This window comes from Seminibacterium arietis, assembly GCF_042675725.1.
GTDB lineage: Bacteria > Pseudomonadota > Gammaproteobacteria > Enterobacterales > Pasteurellaceae > Seminibacterium > Seminibacterium arietis.
On sequence record NZ_JBHTJN010000004.1, the window covers coordinates 249115 to 267759 of the forward strand.

Annotated in this window: 17 protein-coding genes; 1 reads left to right on the top strand and 16 read right to left on the bottom strand. The window is 34.5% G+C overall.

What is annotated here, in order from left to right; all coding sequences use genetic code 11:
- The 6 genes from ACFQ02_RS02120 to ACFQ02_RS02145 form a co-directional block, all read right to left on the bottom strand.
- A complete protein-coding gene (locus ACFQ02_RS02120; protein WP_380818660.1) occupies positions 1-342 on the bottom strand; it encodes a TRAP transporter small permease in 342 nt (113 codons plus the stop codon).
- A gap of 67 nt (positions 343-409) precedes the next feature.
- On the bottom strand, positions 410-2176 hold the full coding sequence (uidA, locus tag ACFQ02_RS02125; RefSeq protein WP_380818662.1) for a beta-glucuronidase: 1767 nt from the start codon (positions 2174-2176) through the stop codon (positions 410-412).
- Positions 2177-2240: 64 nt separating this feature from the next.
- Positions 2241-3653 carry an MFS transporter gene (locus tag ACFQ02_RS02130; protein WP_380818665.1) on the bottom strand — a complete coding sequence of 471 codons (1413 nt, stop codon included), beginning with the start codon at positions 3651-3653 and terminating at the stop codon, positions 2241-2243.
- An 81-nt stretch (positions 3654-3734) separates the two neighbouring features.
- Entirely contained in the window at positions 3735-5495 is a 1761-nt protein-coding gene (locus ACFQ02_RS02135) for a glycoside hydrolase family 3 protein (protein ID WP_380818667.1), read from the bottom strand.
- 12 nt (positions 5496-5507) lie between these two features.
- Positions 5508-6326: an HAD family hydrolase gene (locus tag ACFQ02_RS02140; protein ID WP_380818669.1), complete on the bottom strand. Its 819-nt coding sequence runs from the start codon at positions 6324-6326 to the stop codon at positions 5508-5510.
- 1 nt (position 6327) lies between these two features.
- Positions 6328-7173 (bottom strand): SDR family oxidoreductase, encoded by an 846-nt coding sequence (locus ACFQ02_RS02145; protein ID WP_380818670.1) that lies wholly within the window; start codon positions 7171-7173, stop codon positions 6328-6330.
- A gap of 252 nt (positions 7174-7425) precedes the next feature.
- Between ACFQ02_RS02145 and uxuA the strand changes: the two genes are divergently transcribed.
- Positions 7426-8613 (top strand): mannonate dehydratase, encoded by a 1188-nt coding sequence (gene uxuA, locus ACFQ02_RS02150; protein WP_380818673.1) that lies wholly within the window; start codon positions 7426-7428, stop codon positions 8611-8613.
- 97 nt (positions 8614-8710) lie between these two features.
- Here the strand turns inward: uxuA and ACFQ02_RS02155 are convergent, their stop codons facing one another.
- The 10 genes from ACFQ02_RS02155 to ACFQ02_RS02200 all read right to left on the bottom strand — a co-directional run bounded on the left by ACFQ02_RS02155 (position 8711) and on the right by ACFQ02_RS02200 (position 18626).
- Positions 8711-9319 carry a YfgM family protein gene (locus ACFQ02_RS02155; RefSeq protein WP_380818675.1) on the bottom strand — a complete coding sequence of 203 codons (609 nt, stop codon included), beginning with the start codon at positions 9317-9319 and terminating at the stop codon, positions 8711-8713.
- Positions 9303-10604 carry a histidine--tRNA ligase gene (hisS, locus tag ACFQ02_RS02160; protein ID WP_380818677.1) on the bottom strand — a complete coding sequence of 434 codons (1302 nt, stop codon included), beginning with the start codon at positions 10602-10604 and terminating at the stop codon, positions 9303-9305. Before hisS ends, ACFQ02_RS02155 begins: the two co-directional genes overlap by 17 nt.
- Before the next feature lie 10 nt (positions 10605-10614).
- Positions 10615-11718, bottom strand: coding sequence for a flavodoxin-dependent (E)-4-hydroxy-3-methylbut-2-enyl-diphosphate synthase (gene ispG / locus ACFQ02_RS02165; protein WP_380818680.1), 1104 nt, complete (start codon positions 11716-11718; stop codon positions 10615-10617).
- Between the two features lie 25 nt (positions 11719-11743).
- Positions 11744-12754, bottom strand: coding sequence for a RodZ domain-containing protein (locus ACFQ02_RS02170; RefSeq protein WP_380818682.1), 1011 nt, complete (start codon positions 12752-12754; stop codon positions 11744-11746).
- A gap of 115 nt (positions 12755-12869) precedes the next feature.
- Positions 12870-13412: a type IV pilus biogenesis/stability protein PilW gene (pilW, locus tag ACFQ02_RS02175; protein WP_380818685.1), complete on the bottom strand. Its 543-nt coding sequence runs from the start codon at positions 13410-13412 to the stop codon at positions 12870-12872.
- A gap of 32 nt (positions 13413-13444) precedes the next feature.
- Positions 13445-14563, bottom strand: coding sequence for a bifunctional tRNA (adenosine(37)-C2)-methyltransferase TrmG/ribosomal RNA large subunit methyltransferase RlmN (locus ACFQ02_RS02180; protein WP_380818687.1), 1119 nt, complete (start codon positions 14561-14563; stop codon positions 13445-13447).
- A 166-nt stretch (positions 14564-14729) separates the two neighbouring features.
- Positions 14730-15770 (bottom strand): AI-2E family transporter, encoded by a 1041-nt coding sequence (locus ACFQ02_RS02185; protein ID WP_380818690.1) that lies wholly within the window; start codon positions 15768-15770, stop codon positions 14730-14732.
- A 3-nt stretch (positions 15771-15773) separates the two neighbouring features.
- Positions 15774-16112 carry a nitrogen regulatory protein P-II gene (gene glnB, locus ACFQ02_RS02190; RefSeq protein ID WP_380818696.1) on the bottom strand — a complete coding sequence of 113 codons (339 nt, stop codon included), beginning with the start codon at positions 16110-16112 and terminating at the stop codon, positions 15774-15776.
- A gap of 53 nt (positions 16113-16165) precedes the next feature.
- Positions 16166-16744, bottom strand: a complete 579-nt coding sequence (gene mog, locus ACFQ02_RS02195; RefSeq protein ID WP_380818699.1) for a molybdopterin adenylyltransferase — start codon at positions 16742-16744, stop codon at positions 16166-16168.
- 13 nt (positions 16745-16757) lie between these two features.
- Positions 16758-18626: an SLC13 family permease gene (locus tag ACFQ02_RS02200; RefSeq protein ID WP_380818702.1), complete on the bottom strand. Its 1869-nt coding sequence runs from the start codon at positions 18624-18626 to the stop codon at positions 16758-16760.
- Positions 18627-18645 lie beyond the last annotated feature (19 nt).

An 18645-nucleotide genomic window follows, 5' to 3' on the forward strand; every position in this document is an offset into this window, starting at 1 on the left:
TCACACCTCGCTTTTCTCTACCACATTAAAATCAGCTACTTTTTTCACTAACTCAACTAGTGAGTAAAGTAAGATGATTATACCAGAAATTGGTAAACAAAGGTATACCAATCCCATATTTATTCCCAAAGAAGGAGAAATTTGTCCTGTAGCATAAGTATCTTTTACTAAAGTGAAGCCTCCATAAATCAACACTAAGCTAGTAAATAATACAGTAATTATTAAAATAATTAGCTCTAATATTAATTTACGTTTTCCTTTTTGTTTGAGCAAAAGCAAATCAATTGCTAAATGTTGCTTTAGCCCTGCTGCATAAGCAGCACCAATTAATCCCAGCCACATAAATAGAAAAGGGAAATTTTAAATTTCCCTCATCTCTACAACTACGTTTTATTTTTTAATAAAAAAATTAGCTTTTATAATCAAAATCTGGAACGCTATTCCAACGATCTTTGAAATAATGAGCCGCTAATTTAGGTTCACGTGTACGAGTAAATAAACCTTTTTTATTACCTTGTACTCGGAAAATACCATATTTAGTTTGAAAATCAGCAAAATTCCAGACATGTTCTCCAACAAAATAAGGAATTGCATCAATCACTTCATGATTTGCTTTATAATATTCGACCTGATATTCTTCTGTGAAAGGAGTGTTGAAATCCATATCGTGTAAACCTGCTATAGTATCTGCACCATATTCAGTAAACATTATTGGTTTTTCAGGGAAAAGACGATGCCAATGTTCAATCTCTTCTTGTAAAGCCTTTTTAGCTCCTACTAAATCAGCAGTATTTTTATACCAACCATAATAGCGATTTAAGCAGATCACGTCACTTAATGCCATTGCCTCATCTTTACCTGCTGGTGCCAATAAAATATTGACATAACAACAAGGCCGTTTTTGAGGATCAAGTTCTCTAGCTAACTCAAAGAGCGGTGCAAAATAATCATAAGCACCTTTTTCTGCAGTAGACGGTTCATTTGCAATTGACCACATTACTACGCACGCATAATTTTTATCTCGCTTAATTAATTCACGAATAACTTGTCGATGAGCTTCATGAGTGTTCAATGTTTCCCAAGTATTACGAGATTGATCTATTTGTAAAGTAAAACCAAAGTTATTCATCAACCCAACAGCAGTTGTTTCATCAATGACAACAAAACCCTCACGATCAGCTAAACGCATCATTTCTTCTGAATATGGATAATGAGATGTGCGGAAAGAATTTGCTCCCTGCCATTTCATTAGATTAATATCCATTACGTTTGCTGTATTACTTAAACCACGCCCATTGATATGCGTGTCTTCATGACGACCATAACCTTTAAAATAAAATGGCTTATCATTAATTAAGAACTGATTATTCTTGATTTCAACTGTACGCATTCCAAAAGGTTCAATATAACTATCTTCAACCTTACCTGACTCTAAAATTTCTATTACTGCACGATACAGATAAGCATTCATTGGTTGCCATCGAATCACATTTTCAATATTAAGACATTGCTCTTTTCCACCAATTGAAGTTGCAACTACCTGATCTTGCTCATCTAAAATAGAAATTCTAATTTGTTCTGCTTTTCCAATCACATCCACAATTAAATTGACTTTAGCCTGATCGCCTTTTAATTCATAAGTAACTGTAATGTCGTCAATATAGTTTAATGGTTTTGTCCAAATTCTTACTGGGCGATGAATCCCCGCATAATTAAAGAAATCAAAGTTTTCATCAACTTTTTTAATGATTTTACCATTTTCTCCTTCTATTTCAGTGTAATTCCCTACTGGTAATGTAGTATCATCTAAAATATTATTGGCTTTTACTGTTACAATATTTTCACCAAGTACCACGGCATCAGTAATATCAAACTCAAACGGTGTGAAACCACCACTATGTTTACCGACATTCTTATGATTGATCGATACTTCAGCATAATGTGTTACTGAACCAAAACGAAGAAACACTCGTTGCTTCAGCATTTCTTCCGTTACAAAAAATTTAGTTTGATAAAAAAAGTCACCAATATAATTCTTATATTCACTCAATACTAACTGATCATTAAATGAACCAGGCACAGCCATTGGTTGCCAATCTTGTTCCGCAAATTTAAATTGCCAAATACCACTTAAATCAATAAGCTGTCTTGTTTGTGTTGCAATTGGATATAACATATTTTTTCCTTATAATTATTAAAATAAACTAAGATTGCTATAACTAGCAATCTTAGCTGTTCTATTAAGATTGTTGTGACAATTTCTCTAATTCTTCCGCATTTTTCAAAACTACATCTTTTGAAAGTGGATATACAAATTTCAATAAAATACAAATAATTAAACAAGATACGGCTGGAGTTAATGTTGAGAATGTATAGATACTATCCAATACTTCTTTCGGCTGAGAAGCTAATGCTCCATTGTAGCCTATAAAACTCAAAGCAAAGCCACCTAAACCACCAGCTAATGCTTGTCCAATTTTTCGTGCAAAAGAATAAGTTGCATAAATTGTACCATCTTCACGACGTTTAGTTTTTAGATACTGGTGATCAATAACATCAGTAATAAATGCCCAAACAATAATATTAAAATAACTCAGACCTAATAAACCAAAGAATACGAAAGTTAAATAAAGCCAGACATTTTCTAATTTAGCAAAGTACAATACAACATAAATAATAGCAGAAAATAATAATCCTACCGTGGCTGATTCTTTTTTACCAAAACGTTTCACCAAACCTTGAGCAAATGGAGCAACAACAAACGTCGTAATCGCACTAAATACACCACCAATAGACAGAGCTAATTTATTATTAAAGTAATCAACATAGAGATATGGATTCATTGTACCGATCAATAAATTCGCTAATAGCAAAATAATGGCAATTAAGATGAAGATTTGTAATGCAGTATTACTTAACAAACTAGAAAAAATAGCTTTTACATCGTCCATGCAATGCTCTTTATTATGTTTTCTTCCCTCATTCTTTACTTGCACACGTTCTGTGCTGAAACGCCAACAAATTTGATATAAAACAAATGCAACAATCATAAATACAGCCATAATGTAAGTAAACATTTCTGGTATGATTTCTTGCTTACCATCAACTTCTCTATAAATTAAAAGTGGAACGCCAAAAGAAATGAAGAGTAACGCAATATTTGCTCCTACAGTGCGAAATACAGAAAGTGCGGCTCGTTCTTCTGGTTTTGTTGTGATTACTGTTGCCATTGAACCGTAAGGAATATTGATTGCCGTATAAGCAAAGCTTCCCCATACAATGTAAGTAATTGCAACATATGCTAATTTATAAGCATAATCCCAATCTTTTACAACGTGTAAAAACATCAAGAATCCCATGACACAAATAAATGGGGAGGCTCTACGAATTAAACCTCTAAAGCGACCTTCTGGATAAGGTTTAATTGTATCAACAATACGCCCCATTCCAATATCAGTAAAAGCATCAATAACACGAGATACTAGAAAGATAATACCAACTACGTAACCCTCGATTTGAAGCACGTTTGTATAGAACAACATTAAGAAAAAAGCCGACATCATAAAGCTAAAGTCATTTGCCATATCGCCAGCCATATAAGCTAACTTATCTCTCAGACAGAAAGTTTTTTTTGTAATCGATTGACCATTCATAAAAACTCCTAAAAATTAATTAACGGATAATAAAATCAGAGCTGAAAACCCAAAAGATTTTCAGCCCTAAGAATTAGAAAGTTAAATATAGGTATCCTTAAAGCCACAGTAAGCATCAATTGGACTTTTACCTTTAAATTCAGATTTACCCATTAACTTATCTACAAGCAATTCCATTGTCATCTGTTTTCCATCATATGCATTGATGTAGGTTTTTACTTGTGGTACATCAGCTAAATGAAATGGACATTGTACCGATACAAAAATAGTTGGCACTTCATGAACATAGAACGGAATATCTGGTGTACCTTTAGTAGCTTGCCAGACAACACGTTGTACAGTACTCATTTGTACATTTGCCACATTGATGATTAAATCATATTTATTCACTAAATCTGCAATTGGACGTTTTTGTGAGTATTCATTTCGAATAGTTTTAACTTGATCCTCATCTGACATTTTCAAAATATCATCCATCGGTGATTTATAAATCTCAACTTTAAAACCTTTCTCAATTAAAATTTCTTGTAAAATTTCAGTCGCACTTTTCTGACTACCCGCAACCATTTTACCAAAACCACCATCAACGCCTTTCACATTAACTAAAAGTACACGAGGATACTTTTGAGTTGTAACTGGGAATACATCTTCTTTGCTTTTTACTAAGGTAATTGCCTTATCCGCTACTTCAGCAAAAATAGCTTTATATTCAGGTAATCCAATTTTTGCTAGAGCTTCTTCTTTAGATGGTAAAATTTTCTCTTTAGTTATTTTGTGATAGCCTAATTTAGCTTTCAGACCTAAAGTACGAGTGATAGCGTCATGTAAACGTTCATCAGTGATGATACCTTTACGATAACCATCCATCATGTAGCCAAAATCTTCATCAGGATCATTAAAGAATAAGAACAAATCACAACCTGCTGCAATTGCAGTTGGTAACATTTCGCTACGTTTCATTGCAGAAGTCATCGCTACCATATGACTTGCATCAGTAACAACAACGCCATTAAATCCTAATTTTTCACGTAACAAGTTAGTCAAAATTGGTTTAGACAATGTAGCAGGTAAACAGTCTTCAAATTTTAGTGTTGGATCAAAATATTGTTCATAAGCAGGTAAGTGAATATGGCCTGCCATTAATGACGGTAACCCCGCATCAATCAAACCTTGATATACTTTACCATAAGTGCGGTCCCATTCTTCGCAAGAAAAACTATTAACACTAAAAGAAAGGTGCTGATCTCGTTCATCTACACCATCACCAGGAAAATGTTTTGCTGCTGGTAAAATTCCGCTTTCTTGAATTCCTTTCATATAAGCTAATGCCATCTCTAACACCGTATCAGGATCCGAACCAAAAACACGATTTGAAATAATTGGATTACGCCAGTTATAGCTAATATCTACAATTGGTGCAAAACTCCAGTTACAACCTATAGCAGCAGCTTCAATTCCTGCTACACGTCCCATTTCGTAAGCGTATTTAGCATCGCCTGTTGCTCCAATTTTAACTTGCAACCCAATCTCAGTTCCATCTGTACAAGCACCATTGCCACCCGTTTCAGTGTTAGCTGCAATTAGTAATGGAATTTTACTTTTTGTTTGTAAAATATAGTTTTGGTCATAAACTTCTTCAGCCTTACCTGGATTATAACGCACAGCCCCAATATGATATCTATTAACCATATCAGTTAAATACTCTTCTGTGCGACTTGATCCCATATTGACAAACAATTGACCAATTTTCTCTTCAAGAGTCATATTTTTGATAGTATCATTTACCCAAGCAATTTGTTCCGCATTCAAATTAAAAGGCTTTTTAGTTAAATCTACCGCCATTCTTTTCTCCTTTTATACCACTAAATTTTTATTAAACTTAGTAATAAGTTGTTGTTGATATTCTTCATTAAAATCTTGGTAAACTAATTTACCTAAAGCTTCTAATACAAGCTGATCCCAAGATTCATCTTCTTTTTTGCATAAAATTGGAAAGAAATTGGTCTGAGCTTGCTGTGCAGAATCCAAATCACCAGGTGAATCACCAACCATTAAAATATTTTTTGACTGATAACCATATTCTCTCAAATGATTAAGACAAAATGCTTTTGTACCTTGATCTTGCCCAAATACTAGATCAACAAAAGGAAGTAAACCATGACGAGTCCATTCATCTATAATAGCTTCGTTATTCGCTGAACTCACCACCGCAATATCAGCAAACTGTTTAATTATAGCCATTGAACGTAGTACATTATTGAAAGGAGCATCATGTTCACGCAGTGTTTTTATTCCAATATTAACTTTCTCAGACCATTGCAATGCTAATTCCAAGTCTTTTCCACCGCACTTTTCAATCTCTTTGACTAAAGAACGATTTGATAACTCATTAGTTGTTGCTACCCAATTCTGTAAGCGACTAAAATCGCCCTCATAGCCATATTCTTCTAAAGAAAGTACTAGACCTTTAAAACGGTTACAACCTCGAGTTTGTGAATACAAATTAATGCGATCCCAAATCTCAATAAAACGTTCACTATCTTTTAAATCAAAAACGTCTACTAAGTAAGGACCAAAACATTTCTGATGTTTAATATCCATTGTATCCATTGCACAACCATCAGAATCAATACAAACAATAAAGTCTTTTTGTTTTTTAAATGACTGATTCACTTTAAACCCCACTATATGCAGAGAATCCGCCATCAATTGGCAATACAACACCATTTACAAAACTTGCGTAATTTTCATCCATTAAGAATAAAATACTCCCCATCAATTCTTCAGCTTCACCAAAGCGTCCCATTGGAGTATTATTCAAAATTTTCCCAGCTCGAGCTGTCGGTTTTCCTTCCGCATCAAATAGTAAACCACGATTTTGGTTACTAACTAAAAATCCAGGTGCAATTGCATTACAACGAATTCCCACATGTGAAAAATAAACTGCTAACCATTGGGTAAAATTACTAATCGCAGCCTTAGCACCTGAATATGCAGGAATTTTAGTTAATGGAGTGTAAGCATTCATACTTGAAATATTTACAATATTAGCTCCTTTTTTACCAATCATATCCTTAGCAAATACTTGAGTTGGTAACAATGTACCTAAATAATTCAAATTGAATACAAATTCAACCCCAGCTTTATCTAGTTCAAAGAAAGATTTCGTACTTTCTGCTAAATTCATTTCATGGAATTCGTTATCAGTAGTTGCTTTTGGATTGTTACCACCAGCACCATTGATTAAAATATCACAAGTTCCAAAATCTGTTGCAATAGCATCACGTGTTGCTTGAATGCTTACTAAATCAAGCACATTGGTTTGGTAAGCTTTCGCAATACCACCTTCTTTTACGATTTCATCTGCATAAGCTGTTGCTGATTCTAAGTTAATATCTAAAAGTGCAACTTTTGCACCAGTTTTAGCAATCTCTTTTGCGAAATACGCACAAAGCACACCACCAGCACCAGTTACAACAACAACTTTATCTTTAAAATTGTGATTTTTTGCAATAGTCATTACGATAATCTCCTATATAAATAATTTTTGAATCGTACTCAATACAATTTGCAATGATGACATAAATCTTGAGTTTATGTTTCTTACTCTACCTTTTTTTGGTTTATAGGTATACCAATTTTTACTAAAAATGTGATCTTGATCACAAAAATATTTTTGTGGTTTACCAATTTGTTTTTTTACATTATAATGAAAAAAATCAGAAAACACCCTAATCAAACTTCCTTAAACAATATAGAGAGGACATAAAAAATGGAACAAACATGGCGTTGGTACGGACCTAAAGATCCTGTTTCTTTAGCTGATGTTAAACAAGCAGGGGCAACAGGTATTGTTACTGCTCTTCACCATATCCCAAATGGTCAAATTTGGAGTATCGAAGAAATTGAAAAACGTAAAGCAATGATTGAAGAAGCTGGATTAACTTGGTCAGTAGTTGAAAGTGTACCAGTTCACGAAGAAATCAAAACTCAATCAGGTCAATATCAAACTTGGATTGATAATTATAAACAGACTTTGAGAAATTTAGCAAAATGTGGAATAGATACTGTTTGCTATAACTTTATGCCTGTTCTTGACTGGACAAGAACAGATTTGGCATACCAAATGCCTGATGGTTCAAAAGCATTGAGATTTGATCATATTGCTTTTGCAGCTTTTGAATTACATATTCTAAAACGCCCAGGAGCTGAAGCAACCTATTCAGAAGAAGATCGTAAAGCGGCTAAAACATATTTTGATAACATGACTGAAGCTGACATTAAGTTGCTTACTAATAACATTATCGCGGGTCTACCAGGAGCAGAAGAAGGTTATACATTAGAGGAATTCCAAAAACAATTAGATCGTTATAATGATATTACACCCGAAAAATTCCGCACTCATTTAAAATATTTCTTGAATGAAATTATTCCTGTAGCTGAAGAAGTTGGAATTAAAATGGCGATTCATCCAGATGACCCTCCTAGACCAATTTTAGGACTACCAAGAATCGTATCAACTATTGAAGATATGCAATGGTTTGTTGATGTAGAGCCACTATCAGCCAACGGTTTTACTATGTGTACAGGTTCATATGGCGTACGTGCAGATAATGATCTTGTAAAAATGACTGAGCAATTCGCAGATCGTATTTACTTTGCTCATTTACGTTCAACTGCTCGTGAAGAAAATCAACTTTGCTTCCATGAAGCAGATCATTTAGATGGTGATGTAGATATGTATGGTGTGGTTAAGGCGTTATTAACTGAAGAATATCGTCGAAAAGATGCAGGTATTACTCGGTTAATTCCAATGCGTCCAGACCATGGTCATCAAATGCTTGATGATTTAAATAAGAGAACTAATCCAGGTTACTCAGCAATAGGTCGCCTAAGAGGGTTAGCGGAGTTTCGTGGCTTAGAGCTAGGTCTGAAAAAAGCTTTCTTTGAGAAAAACTAGCAAGCTATATGAAAGGGCGGTAAATTGATATTTACCGCCTTTTTTGAGTACTAATAGCACCCAAATATTATACAAATCTTCTTTTAGATAGATAAATTTACAGATTATTTAACCGCACTTGTGCAGATTGAATCTCTGCTTGACTACCAGATTTCAATACTTTCTCAAAGACTGCTTTTGCACCCTCTTTATCGCTTTTTGCTAATAAAATTTCGCCTAGCAATAAATTTTTCCCACTTTCCCAAGCTTCTCCTTTTACTATATTAAGAGAGTTTGCCGCTCCATCAAAATTTTGCAATTGAAATTGTACACTCGCAAGACGTAACGCAGTAATTGATAAAAGAATCTCATTATTTGTTACAGCAGGATCTTTTAACGCAAGAAGTAGTAATTTTTCTGCCTTTTTGAAATCTTGCTCAAGTACTGCAGATTTTGCACCATCTAAATAAGCAAATACCGCATAACCCGTTCCAGAATGTTGAATCCCAAATTGTTCAATTTGATTATTTTTGTTTTTAGAGTGAATCAATTGATTATATTCTACAGAACTTTGTTGCATTTTTGCCACTTGATAATCTTGCCAATAACGCCATCCAAATACGCCACCAAAAACTAATACAAAAATGACAATCATAGATTTATAATTTTCTTTAATCCAAGATTTTAGTTCATTCAGTTCTTGTTCTTCTTCAGCACTGTAAGCCATTTTTTTCTCCGTTAAAATAGTTTCTTAAATAATCTGTTATTTTGGTTAGCTCAATACTACGTTGCTCTGTATCATTTAATAAATCTTTAATAATAACTTGTTGTTGTTGTACTTCCGCTTCACCAATCACTAAAGCTAATTTTGCACCACTCTTATCTGCTCGTTTAAATTGCTTTTTAAAACTTCCACCGCTACAGTTTAACTGTACTCGCAAACGTGGTAGTGTAGAACGAATTCTTTCGGCTAGTTCAAATGCTGGTGTCGTAGTATTTTGTCCCGAATGAATCAAATAAACATCTACTGTTTTCTGCAAGTCAATAGTTTTATTTACTTCTTGAACGAGTAGAACTAAACGTTCTAATCCCATTGCAAACCCAACTCCACTAGTAGCATGTCCGCCAAGTTGCTCGACTAATCCGTCATATCGTCCACCACCACAAACCGTTCCTTGTGCACCTAAACTTTGAGTTACCCATTCAAATACTGTTTTATTGTAATAGTCTAAACCACGTACGAGTTTCTGATTTATTTCATATCTGATACCTACTGCATCTAACAACGTACAAAGATGACGGAAATGTTCACGGCTTTCATCGTCCAAATAATCATGCAGTTTAGGAGCATTATTTAATACTTCCTGCACCACCTGATTTTTACTATCTAAAATCCGTAATGGATTAGTAGTTAGACGACGTTTACAGTCATCATCTAAAATATCTAGATGATTCTGCAGAAAATCAACTAATGCTTGACGATAATTTTTACGAGCTTCTAATGAGCCAATACTATTGAGCTGCAAAGTAACATGTTCAAAAATACCTAGCTCTTTCCATAAACGTGCGGTTAATAAAATAAGTTCAGCATCAATTTCCGCATTTGGAATACCAAAAACTTCCACGCCAACTTGGTGAAATTGACGATAACGACCTTTTTGTGGGCGTTCATAACGAAACATCGATCCCATGTACCATAAGCGTTGTTCTTGATTATAAAGTAGACCATGTTCAATACCTGCCCGAACACAACCTGCCGTTCCTTCTGGACGTAAAGATAAGCTTTCCCCATCCCTATCTTCAAAAGTAAACATTTCTTTTTCTACTACATCAGTAACTTCACCGATAGCTCGTGCAAACAATGGAGTTTTCTCCACTATCGGCATACGGATTTCATTGTAGCCATAAGACGACATGGTATTACGGACTTTATCTTCTACCCATTGCCACAATGGGGTTTCTACTGGCAGACAATCATTCATTCCTCTAATTGCCTGAATCGTTTTTGCCACACCTTACTCCTTAAATAATTCGTTTATTTGGATCCTGCCGAGAAACTTTTGCTCGGATCTTAGCTTCTAGCTGTTCGATCAGTGCATCATTATCGAACCGCTCTTTTTGCCGCTCACCATTTAAATAATAACCACTCTTTTTGTTACCGCCTGTTACTCCTAAATCTGAAATCAAAGCTTCACCAGGTCCATTTACTACACAACCAATAATAGACACATCAAGAGGAGTAATAATATCTTCAAGACGCTGTTCTAATGCATTAACCGTCCCAATCACATCAAATTCTTGTCTTGAACAAGTTGGACAAGCTATAAAATTAATACCACGTGAACGTATCCGCAATGATTTTAAAATATCAAACCCAACTTTTATCTCTTCCACAGGATCTGCTGCCAGTGACACTCGCAAAGTATCGCCAATACCCTCTGCAAGTAATATCCCTAAGCCAATTGCAGATTTCACCGCACCAGCCCTTGCTCCACCAGCTTCAGTAATACCTAAATGTAATGGCTGTTTAATAGATTTAGCTAATAAACGATAACTTTCTATTGCTAGAAAAACATCCGATGCTTTTACACTAACTTTAAATTGATCGAAATTAAAACGATCTAAAATCTCCACATGCCGTAATGCACTTTCTAGTAAAGCCTTAGCAGTGGGTTCACCATACTTTTCTTGAATATCTTTTTCTAGTGAGCCTGCATTTACACCTATGCGAATAGGAATATTTTTATCTTTAGCACAATCCACTACTGCACGAATACGATCCTCACGTCCAATATTACCTGGGTTAATCCGCAAACAATCTACACCGTACTCTGCGACTTTTAAGGCGATTCGATAATCAAAATGAATATCTGCAATCAAGGGAACGCTTACTTTCTGCTTAATAACTTTAAACGCTTCCGCTGCATCCATTGTGGGAACGGAAATTCGAACAATATCAGCTCCCACTCGTTCTAACGATCTAATTTGATTCACTGTAGCTTCTACATCAGTAGTACGAGTATTAGTCATTGATTGTACAGCTATAGGAGCATCTCCTCCAATCGGCACATTTCCAACAAAAATTTTTGTCGATTCTCGACGTTTAATAGTTGATTTTATTGACATATTTTCTCTTTAATCGTTGAAATCCTTATTGCAATCTAAATTTTGCTACACGTCCATCCACTGTTAATGGATACGATTGCCCTTTATAAGTAATTTTTACATTAGCAGGTGCTCCAATAATCAGCGAATAAGCTGATTGATTAAAAGTTAAAATTTCACCCTTTTTATATTCTTTTTCAGCTAATACTTTACCTTTACTGTCTTTTACACTAAGCCAACAGCTGGCATTAGTGATCTCAATAACTAAATTACTGTTCAAAACAGCTGAATTTTCTACCGCACTTACATCATCATTAAGATGATTTGGATTAGTTTTCTCTATATTTTCTTGAGCTGAATTTGCTGAGTTGGTTGCAACATTATTTTTATTTTCAACAGACTGTTCGTTTGATTTTAAATCAACAACTAAGTTATTCACTAAATTTTCTTGTTTTGGATTTTGTTGGTCTTTTTGTTCATTAACGGAGGTTTTAGCCATCTCTACTTCACTTACTTCTGAAGCCACAGTACTATGCTGATTTTGCACTGGTATATCCACAGCTAATTTATTTGTATCATTATTGTTCTTTTCATTAGTAGTCATATAATTTTGCACCAATGTTTCACGTTCTGCTGTAGTCTTTTGATGATTTTCCCACCACCAAAGTGCGGTCAATCCAAATAAAATAATTAAAATAATAATAGTTAAACAACCAATCCAACGATGATTATGACTATGTTTATTAGTTACTTTTTTCACTTTACTGCTTTTATTTAAATCCACTTGCATATCTGCATCAATAACTTCTAAAGCAGGCAACCAGATATGTTCAGGCAAACGTAAAAATTTAGCATAATTACGCACATATCCTTTCATAAAAGCAGGTGGGATAAATTTTTGAGAAAACTCATTATTTTCAATATGCTGCAAAACTGAAGGTCGTAAATTAATTTGCTCAGATACTTGTTCAAAAGAAAGATTTTGTGCTTCTCTCGCTTGACGTAGTTGTTCACCTAAAGTTAACTGCGTTTGCTCTTGTTCAGTTGCAATATTCATAACAAATCTACCCAATATTTACGTTTTATTTAACTGATAAAGTTTAAAGTTGAATGCTTTGTTTTGCAACCTTTATTCAAAATAAATCTATTCGGATCTTAAATTAAGACTTAGATCATAATTTTTTATACTTTTTTGCTCTTTCAGGGGCAATTTTTTCTAATAAATAATAGTATTTTTGATAAAGCGGACTATTATTCTCTGATAAAGCACAAAGCATAATATTTTCATAAGTATCTGCTTGATGATAATAAGTAGCAATGGAAAGTGCGGTCTGGAATTGCTGATAAGCAAGCTTAAATTGTCTTTGTGAACAAAGAAAAGCTCCATAGTTATTAAATAGATCACCTTGCTGATTATCTAGCTTAATAGCTTGTTGGTAACTTTTTTGTGCTTTTTCATTATCGCCTTGCAATTGATAAAAATATGCTAACGCACCATGCACTAAATAGTAATTTGGTGCATAAGACAAAGCTCTATCTAAATTTAATTTAGCCTGTGCCGTATCGCCTAGAGATAAATAACCCAAACTTAATTCTACACGAGCTTTAGCTGCTAATTTTCTGTCAAAAAGAGAACTATCTTTCGAACTCACGCAACCGAAAAGAAAAATAGAAAGAGAAAGTGAAATCAATAGGTTAAATCTCATCATTTTCATTACTTTCTCCTTTATATCTTTATTTAGTTTAACTAAGACACTTGTGCAACTGAAATAGAGTGACCAAATTGTTTTTTCTGAGCTGTTCGCTTAGTTCTATCAATCACATCACCCGCCAGCTGCCCACAAGCTGCATCAATATCATCACCCCTTGTTTTTCGTATAATGACAGTAAACCCATACTCCATCAAAGTTTTTTGAAAACGATCAATTCTTGAATTTGAACTTTTCGCATAAGGTGCTTGTGGAAACGGATTCCAAGGAATTAAATTAATTTTACATGGTGTATTCTTCAATACTTTTGCTAGTTGATGAGCATGTTCAACGCTATCATTTATCTGATTGAGCATAACATATTCAATTGTTACTTTCCCATGATTCGCATTTGACACTGATAAATACCGATTTACTGCGTCCATCAACATCTTAATATTATATTTTTTGTTAAGCGGTACAATTTCATCACGTAATTCATCGTTTGGTGCATGCAATGAAATTGCTAAGGCAACATCGATCATCTCATGCAACTTATCCAATGCGGGTACAACTCCTGAAGTGGATAAAGTAACTCTCCGTTTAGATAAACCATAAGCAAAATCATCTAACATAATTTCCATTGCTGGAACAACATTTGCTACATTTAACAGTGGCTCTCCCATTCCCATCATTACCACATTTGTAATAGGTCTTACCCCTGTCACACCAAAATTACCAATAATTTTTGAGGCTCGCCATACTTGACCAATGATTTCAGACACCGTTAAATTACGGTTAAAACCCTGTTGTGCGGTAGAGCAAAAAGTACAAGCTAATGCACATCCAACTTGTGATGACACACAGAGAGTTGCACGATCGACTTCTGGAATATACACGGTTTCAACTTGTTGATCTCCCACTTGCATTGCCCATTTGATCGTGCCATCAGTAGAACGCTGTTCTACTGCTACTTCAGGAGCTTTAATTTCTGCTACACTTTTTAATTTATCACGTAACTTTTTATTTATATTGGTCATATTGTCAAAATTATCTTCACCAAAATGATAAATCCATTTGACTAATTGATCCGCACGAAAAGGTTTCTCATCTAATTCTTTAAAAAATTCTCGCATTTGTTGACGAGTTAAATTCATTAGATTTATTTTATCTGACATCTGTGCCTCGTTATTACACTTTATGGCAATAAAAATTAGGTTGCGATTGTACTGACTTCGTACCTATTAATCTAGCAGTTTTCACTGTTATTACAAAGAAAATGAAAAATGACCGCTCTTTTTTACGATCTAGATCGCAATATGAATAAAAAGTGCGGTCATTTTTTTACGATTCTTCTACATCGCCAAGTAAAGCAGCGTATTTTAGTGTACTTGGACTAGCCTCAAGTGCTATTTTTAACACCATCGTTAGCGGAACTGAAAGGAGCATTCCTACAGTACCTAGTAGCCAGCCCCAAAATAAAAGGGAAAGAAATACTACTAAAGTTGATAAACCAAGTGATCGCCCTGTCATCTTAGGCTCAAGGATATTACCAATCACAATATTAATAACAATAATACCAACAGAGACGCCAAAACAAGTAGCAAAACCGTTTAGCAGTAAAGTCTGTAAAATAATTGGAACAGCCGCAATGATTGACCCAATATTAGGAATGTAATTAAGTAAAAACGTTAGTGTTGCCCATAAAATAGCATATTGTACGTTAGCAACTTTTAACAGTATAAATAGTACTACACCTGTGATTAGGCTGATAATAGTTTTTACTCCCAGATAATTAATTACCCCTTGTAAAATACGATCAATGTAATTTTCCTGCTGAACAATTTGATCTTGACGACTAAATGCTACAGAAAATTTATGTTTTGCACTAGGTGCTTCTAATAGCATCAAAATCACTACTAAAAATAAAACAAACACATTAGTCACCACTCCCGAAAAACTCAGTAGCAATTTACTTACTAGGTTCATCATTACACTGGGGTCAAATTGCTCAATAACTTGTTCTCGATAAACATCAAGCGACAAATGAAAGCGTTCTGCAATTACACTAAGATCCTTAAGTCGCTCAGAAAGTAAAATTCGATATTGAGGAATTGATTGAGTAAATTCATGAATAGTGTTATTAATTAAACCTACTAATAAGAAGAAAACAATAACGATTAATAGAAATAGCACACTGATAGCTAGCCAACGAGGAATCCTACGTTCAGTCATGAAACGAATAACAGGCGAACAAATAATCGCTATAAATAATGAAAGTAAAAAAGGAACAACTATTTCACTAGCCAGCTTTATTCCAGCGAAGATAATTACAATTGCAGCGGTTGCCATTAAAAAACGGGTAAAACTGAATTCTCTTTTCATAGATTACACCGCATTTTCGTTCTCTTCACCTGTACGAATACGAATTACACGTTCTACGTCATAAACAAAGATTTTTCCGTCACCAATTTTACCAGTTTGAGCTACCTCAATAATAGTTTCAATACATTGTCCAGCTAACTCATCAGCGATCACGATTTCCATTTTTACTTTAGGCAAAAAATCCACCATATACTCAGCACCACGGTAGAGTTCAGTATGCCCTTTTTGTCGTCCAAAACCTCTGACTTCGGTTACCGTCATACCTGTAATACCAATATCGGATAGGGCTTCACGTACATCATCAAGTTTAAAAGGCTTAATAATAGCTTCGATTTTTTTCATTTTCATATTCTCCATGATATTTAATCTTCAACATTTTAATATTCATGTTAAAGTTATTTTTTTGCTGATTTAGGTCGAAAACTAGCAATAATCTCAGATTTCGTATCAATATAAATTCCACTAAGTAATTGCAAACAATATGGCACAGCTGAAAAAATACCTTTTACTAATACATTACCTTCTTTATCTTTTACCCCTTCAAGGGTTTCTTTAATCGCTTTCGGTTGACCTGGTAAATTCAGAATCAAGCATTCTTTACGAATGACACCTACTTGACGAGATAAAATAGCAGTAGGAACAAAATGCAAACTAATTTGCCTCATTTGTTCACCAAATCCTGGCATTTCACGATCAGCTATAGCTAATGTAGCATCTGGAGTCACATCTCGCTTAGCAGGTCCTGTCCCTCCTGTAGTTAAAATTAAATGGCAGTGATAGTCATCCACTAATTGGGATAATGTTTGTTCAATCACTTCTTTTTCATCAGGAATTAAACGAGTTTCAACCTCAAAGGGTTCAGTTAATACGTTCTGTAACCAATCTATCAATTCAGGAATACCTTGATCTTGGTAAATACCTTGTGATGCACGATCTGACACCGAAACTAAACCAATTTTCAAAAGTGCGGTCATTTTTTTCTCTCTTTTAAAATGGGAAAAGCACTGGCACTAAAAAAACTGTGACCAGCATAATCAAAATAGTAAAAGGTACACCAATCTTTACAAAATCACTAAAACTATAATTGCCTGCACCTAAAACCATAGTATTTACAGGAGATGAAATTGGCGTCATAAAAGCAGCAGAGGCTGCAATTGCTACGGTCATTGCAAAAGGCACTGGTGATAATTGTAGATATTGAGCCAAACTAATCGCAATAGGTGCAACCAAAATTGCAGTTGCTGTGTTAGATATAAACAACCCAATTACAGCAGTGAGAGTAAACAAACTTACTAAAATCCAATGTTTTCCCATTGTTCCTACTGTATGCACCATAAAATCTACAATCAGTTTAATTCCTCCCGTCTTTTCAAGTGCAATCGAAAATGGCATCATGCCTACGATTAAAATAATACTAGCCCAATGAATTGAATTATAGGCACTTTTCGCATCAATACAACGAAATTTTGCTAATAATAAGCAAGCAATTAATGCTGCTACAACATTTGGTACAATACCTGTCACCATCAACCCCACCATCACGGCTATTGAAAAAATAGCATGTGGTGCCTGACTTTGTGCAGGCACAGCTCTTTCAATTTCCGCAGGATAATCAAGCATAAAAAAACTACTCGCTTTGCTCCGCATGTCTTGAATCAACTTCCATGCACCAACGACTAACAATAAGTCTCCTGCTGTAATCGGCAAATCAATTAGATTGCCTGTTAAAACTTCGTTATTACGTTTAATTCCAACTACGTTCAAACCATAACGTGAACGAAACTGTAGTTCAGCTAAAGTTTTTCCAAGTGAATTACTTTCAGGTTTTGGGGTTATTTCAACCATCCCCATAGATTTAGATTGGTTGCTAAAATTCGCCCTACGAATTTCTGCTGCTTCTAAATTATGGTATTGGCAAAATTGACTAAGTTCAAATTTAGGATCGCTAATGTCAATTAACAAAATGTCCTTTTCTTTGACTTCTCGTTTACCTAATTCAGAAGAATAAAATACAGGACGAAAATGCTTCCAACGTTCAATAGCTAAAACATTTACTGAATAAAGTGACCGCAGTTTTAATTCTTCAAGATTCCTACCTACAAAGTCTGAACCTGTCCGTACTACTACACGCTTAATACGATCACTTAATTGATAGCCTTCTATCAATTCTTTCATAGAATATTGATTTGGTTGTTCGCCTTTTTCTGATTCTGTTCCAGCTAGCCAATGTCGAACAAACAACATGTAAACAATACCAATGACAAGAATAAAAACTCCAATTGGTGTAAAGGAAAAAAAGCTCAACCTTTGATGAGTCTCACGTATTAATTCTGCATTAACAACAAGATTGGGAGGAGTTGCAATTAAAGTCATCATACCACTAATTAAACCAGCTACGCTTAAAGGCATCATCAAGCGTCTTGTTGAAATATTCATTTGCCGACAAATCATCAACACTACAGGAATAAAAATCGCTACTACACCAGTAGAACTCATAAATGATCCTAAACCAGCAACAGCAAGCATTAATAGCACTAAAACTTTAGTTTCACTATTCTTTGATGCTGTCATTAACCATTCGCTTACCTGATAAGCAATCCCTGTTCGCACTAGTCCTTCCCCAATAATAAATAACAAAGCAATCAAAATAATATTTGGATCACTAAATCCTGAAAGAACTTCCTCTGTAGTTAAGATACCGCTCAAACTGAAAGCTAAGATCACTAATAATGCTACAGCATCCATTCTTACTTTACTGCGAACGAACAAAAAAATTGTTATTGCTAAGAAAAAAACAACCCAAAATAAAGCATTTGAGAAGATGAGCTGATAAGCATAATTAAATAATTCAGACATTTTTACTCCAAATTTGAGT

What these genes read in the sequence shown, in the direction of transcription:
- ACFQ02_RS02120 (WP_380818660.1), bottom strand. Translation starts at nt 342, where the DNA reads ATGTGGCTGGGATTAATTGGTGCTGCTTATGCAGCAGGGCTAAAGCAA.
- uidA (WP_380818662.1), bottom strand. Translation starts at nt 2,176, where the DNA reads ATGTTATATCCAATTGCAACACAAACAAGACAGCTTATTGATTTAAGT.
- ACFQ02_RS02130 (WP_380818665.1), bottom strand. Translation starts at nt 3,653, where the DNA reads ATGAATGGTCAATCGATTACAAAAAAAACTTTCTGTCTGAGAGATAAG.
- ACFQ02_RS02135 (WP_380818667.1), bottom strand. Translation starts at nt 5,495, where the DNA reads ATGGCGGTAGATTTAACTAAAAAGCCTTTTAATTTGAATGCGGAACAA.
- ACFQ02_RS02145 (WP_380818670.1), bottom strand. Translation starts at nt 7,173, where the DNA reads ATGACTATTGCAAAAAATCACAATTTTAAAGATAAAGTTGTTGTTGTA.
- uxuA (WP_380818673.1), top strand. Translation starts at nt 7,426, where the DNA reads ATGGAACAAACATGGCGTTGGTACGGACCTAAAGATCCTGTTTCTTTA.
- ACFQ02_RS02155 (WP_380818675.1), bottom strand. Translation starts at nt 9,319, where the DNA reads ATGGCTTACAGTGCTGAAGAAGAACAAGAACTGAATGAACTAAAATCT.
- ispG (WP_380818680.1), bottom strand. Translation starts at nt 11,718, where the DNA reads ATGTCAATAAAATCAACTATTAAACGTCGAGAATCGACAAAAATTTTT.
- ACFQ02_RS02170 (WP_380818682.1), bottom strand. Translation starts at nt 12,754, where the DNA reads ATGAATATTGCAACTGAACAAGAGCAAACGCAGTTAACTTTAGGTGAA.
- pilW (WP_380818685.1), bottom strand. Translation starts at nt 13,412, where the DNA reads ATGAAAATGATGAGATTTAACCTATTGATTTCACTTTCTCTTTCTATT.
- ACFQ02_RS02180 (WP_380818687.1), bottom strand. Translation starts at nt 14,563, where the DNA reads ATGTCAGATAAAATAAATCTAATGAATTTAACTCGTCAACAAATGCGA.
- ACFQ02_RS02185 (WP_380818690.1), bottom strand. Translation starts at nt 15,770, where the DNA reads ATGAAAAGAGAATTCAGTTTTACCCGTTTTTTAATGGCAACCGCTGCA.
- glnB (WP_380818696.1), bottom strand. Translation starts at nt 16,112, where the DNA reads ATGAAAAAAATCGAAGCTATTATTAAGCCTTTTAAACTTGATGATGTA.
- mog (WP_380818699.1), bottom strand. Translation starts at nt 16,744, where the DNA reads ATGACCGCACTTTTGAAAATTGGTTTAGTTTCGGTGTCAGATCGTGCA.
- ACFQ02_RS02200 (WP_380818702.1), bottom strand. Translation starts at nt 18,626, where the DNA reads ATGTCTGAATTATTTAATTATGCTTATCAGCTCATCTTCTCAAATGCT.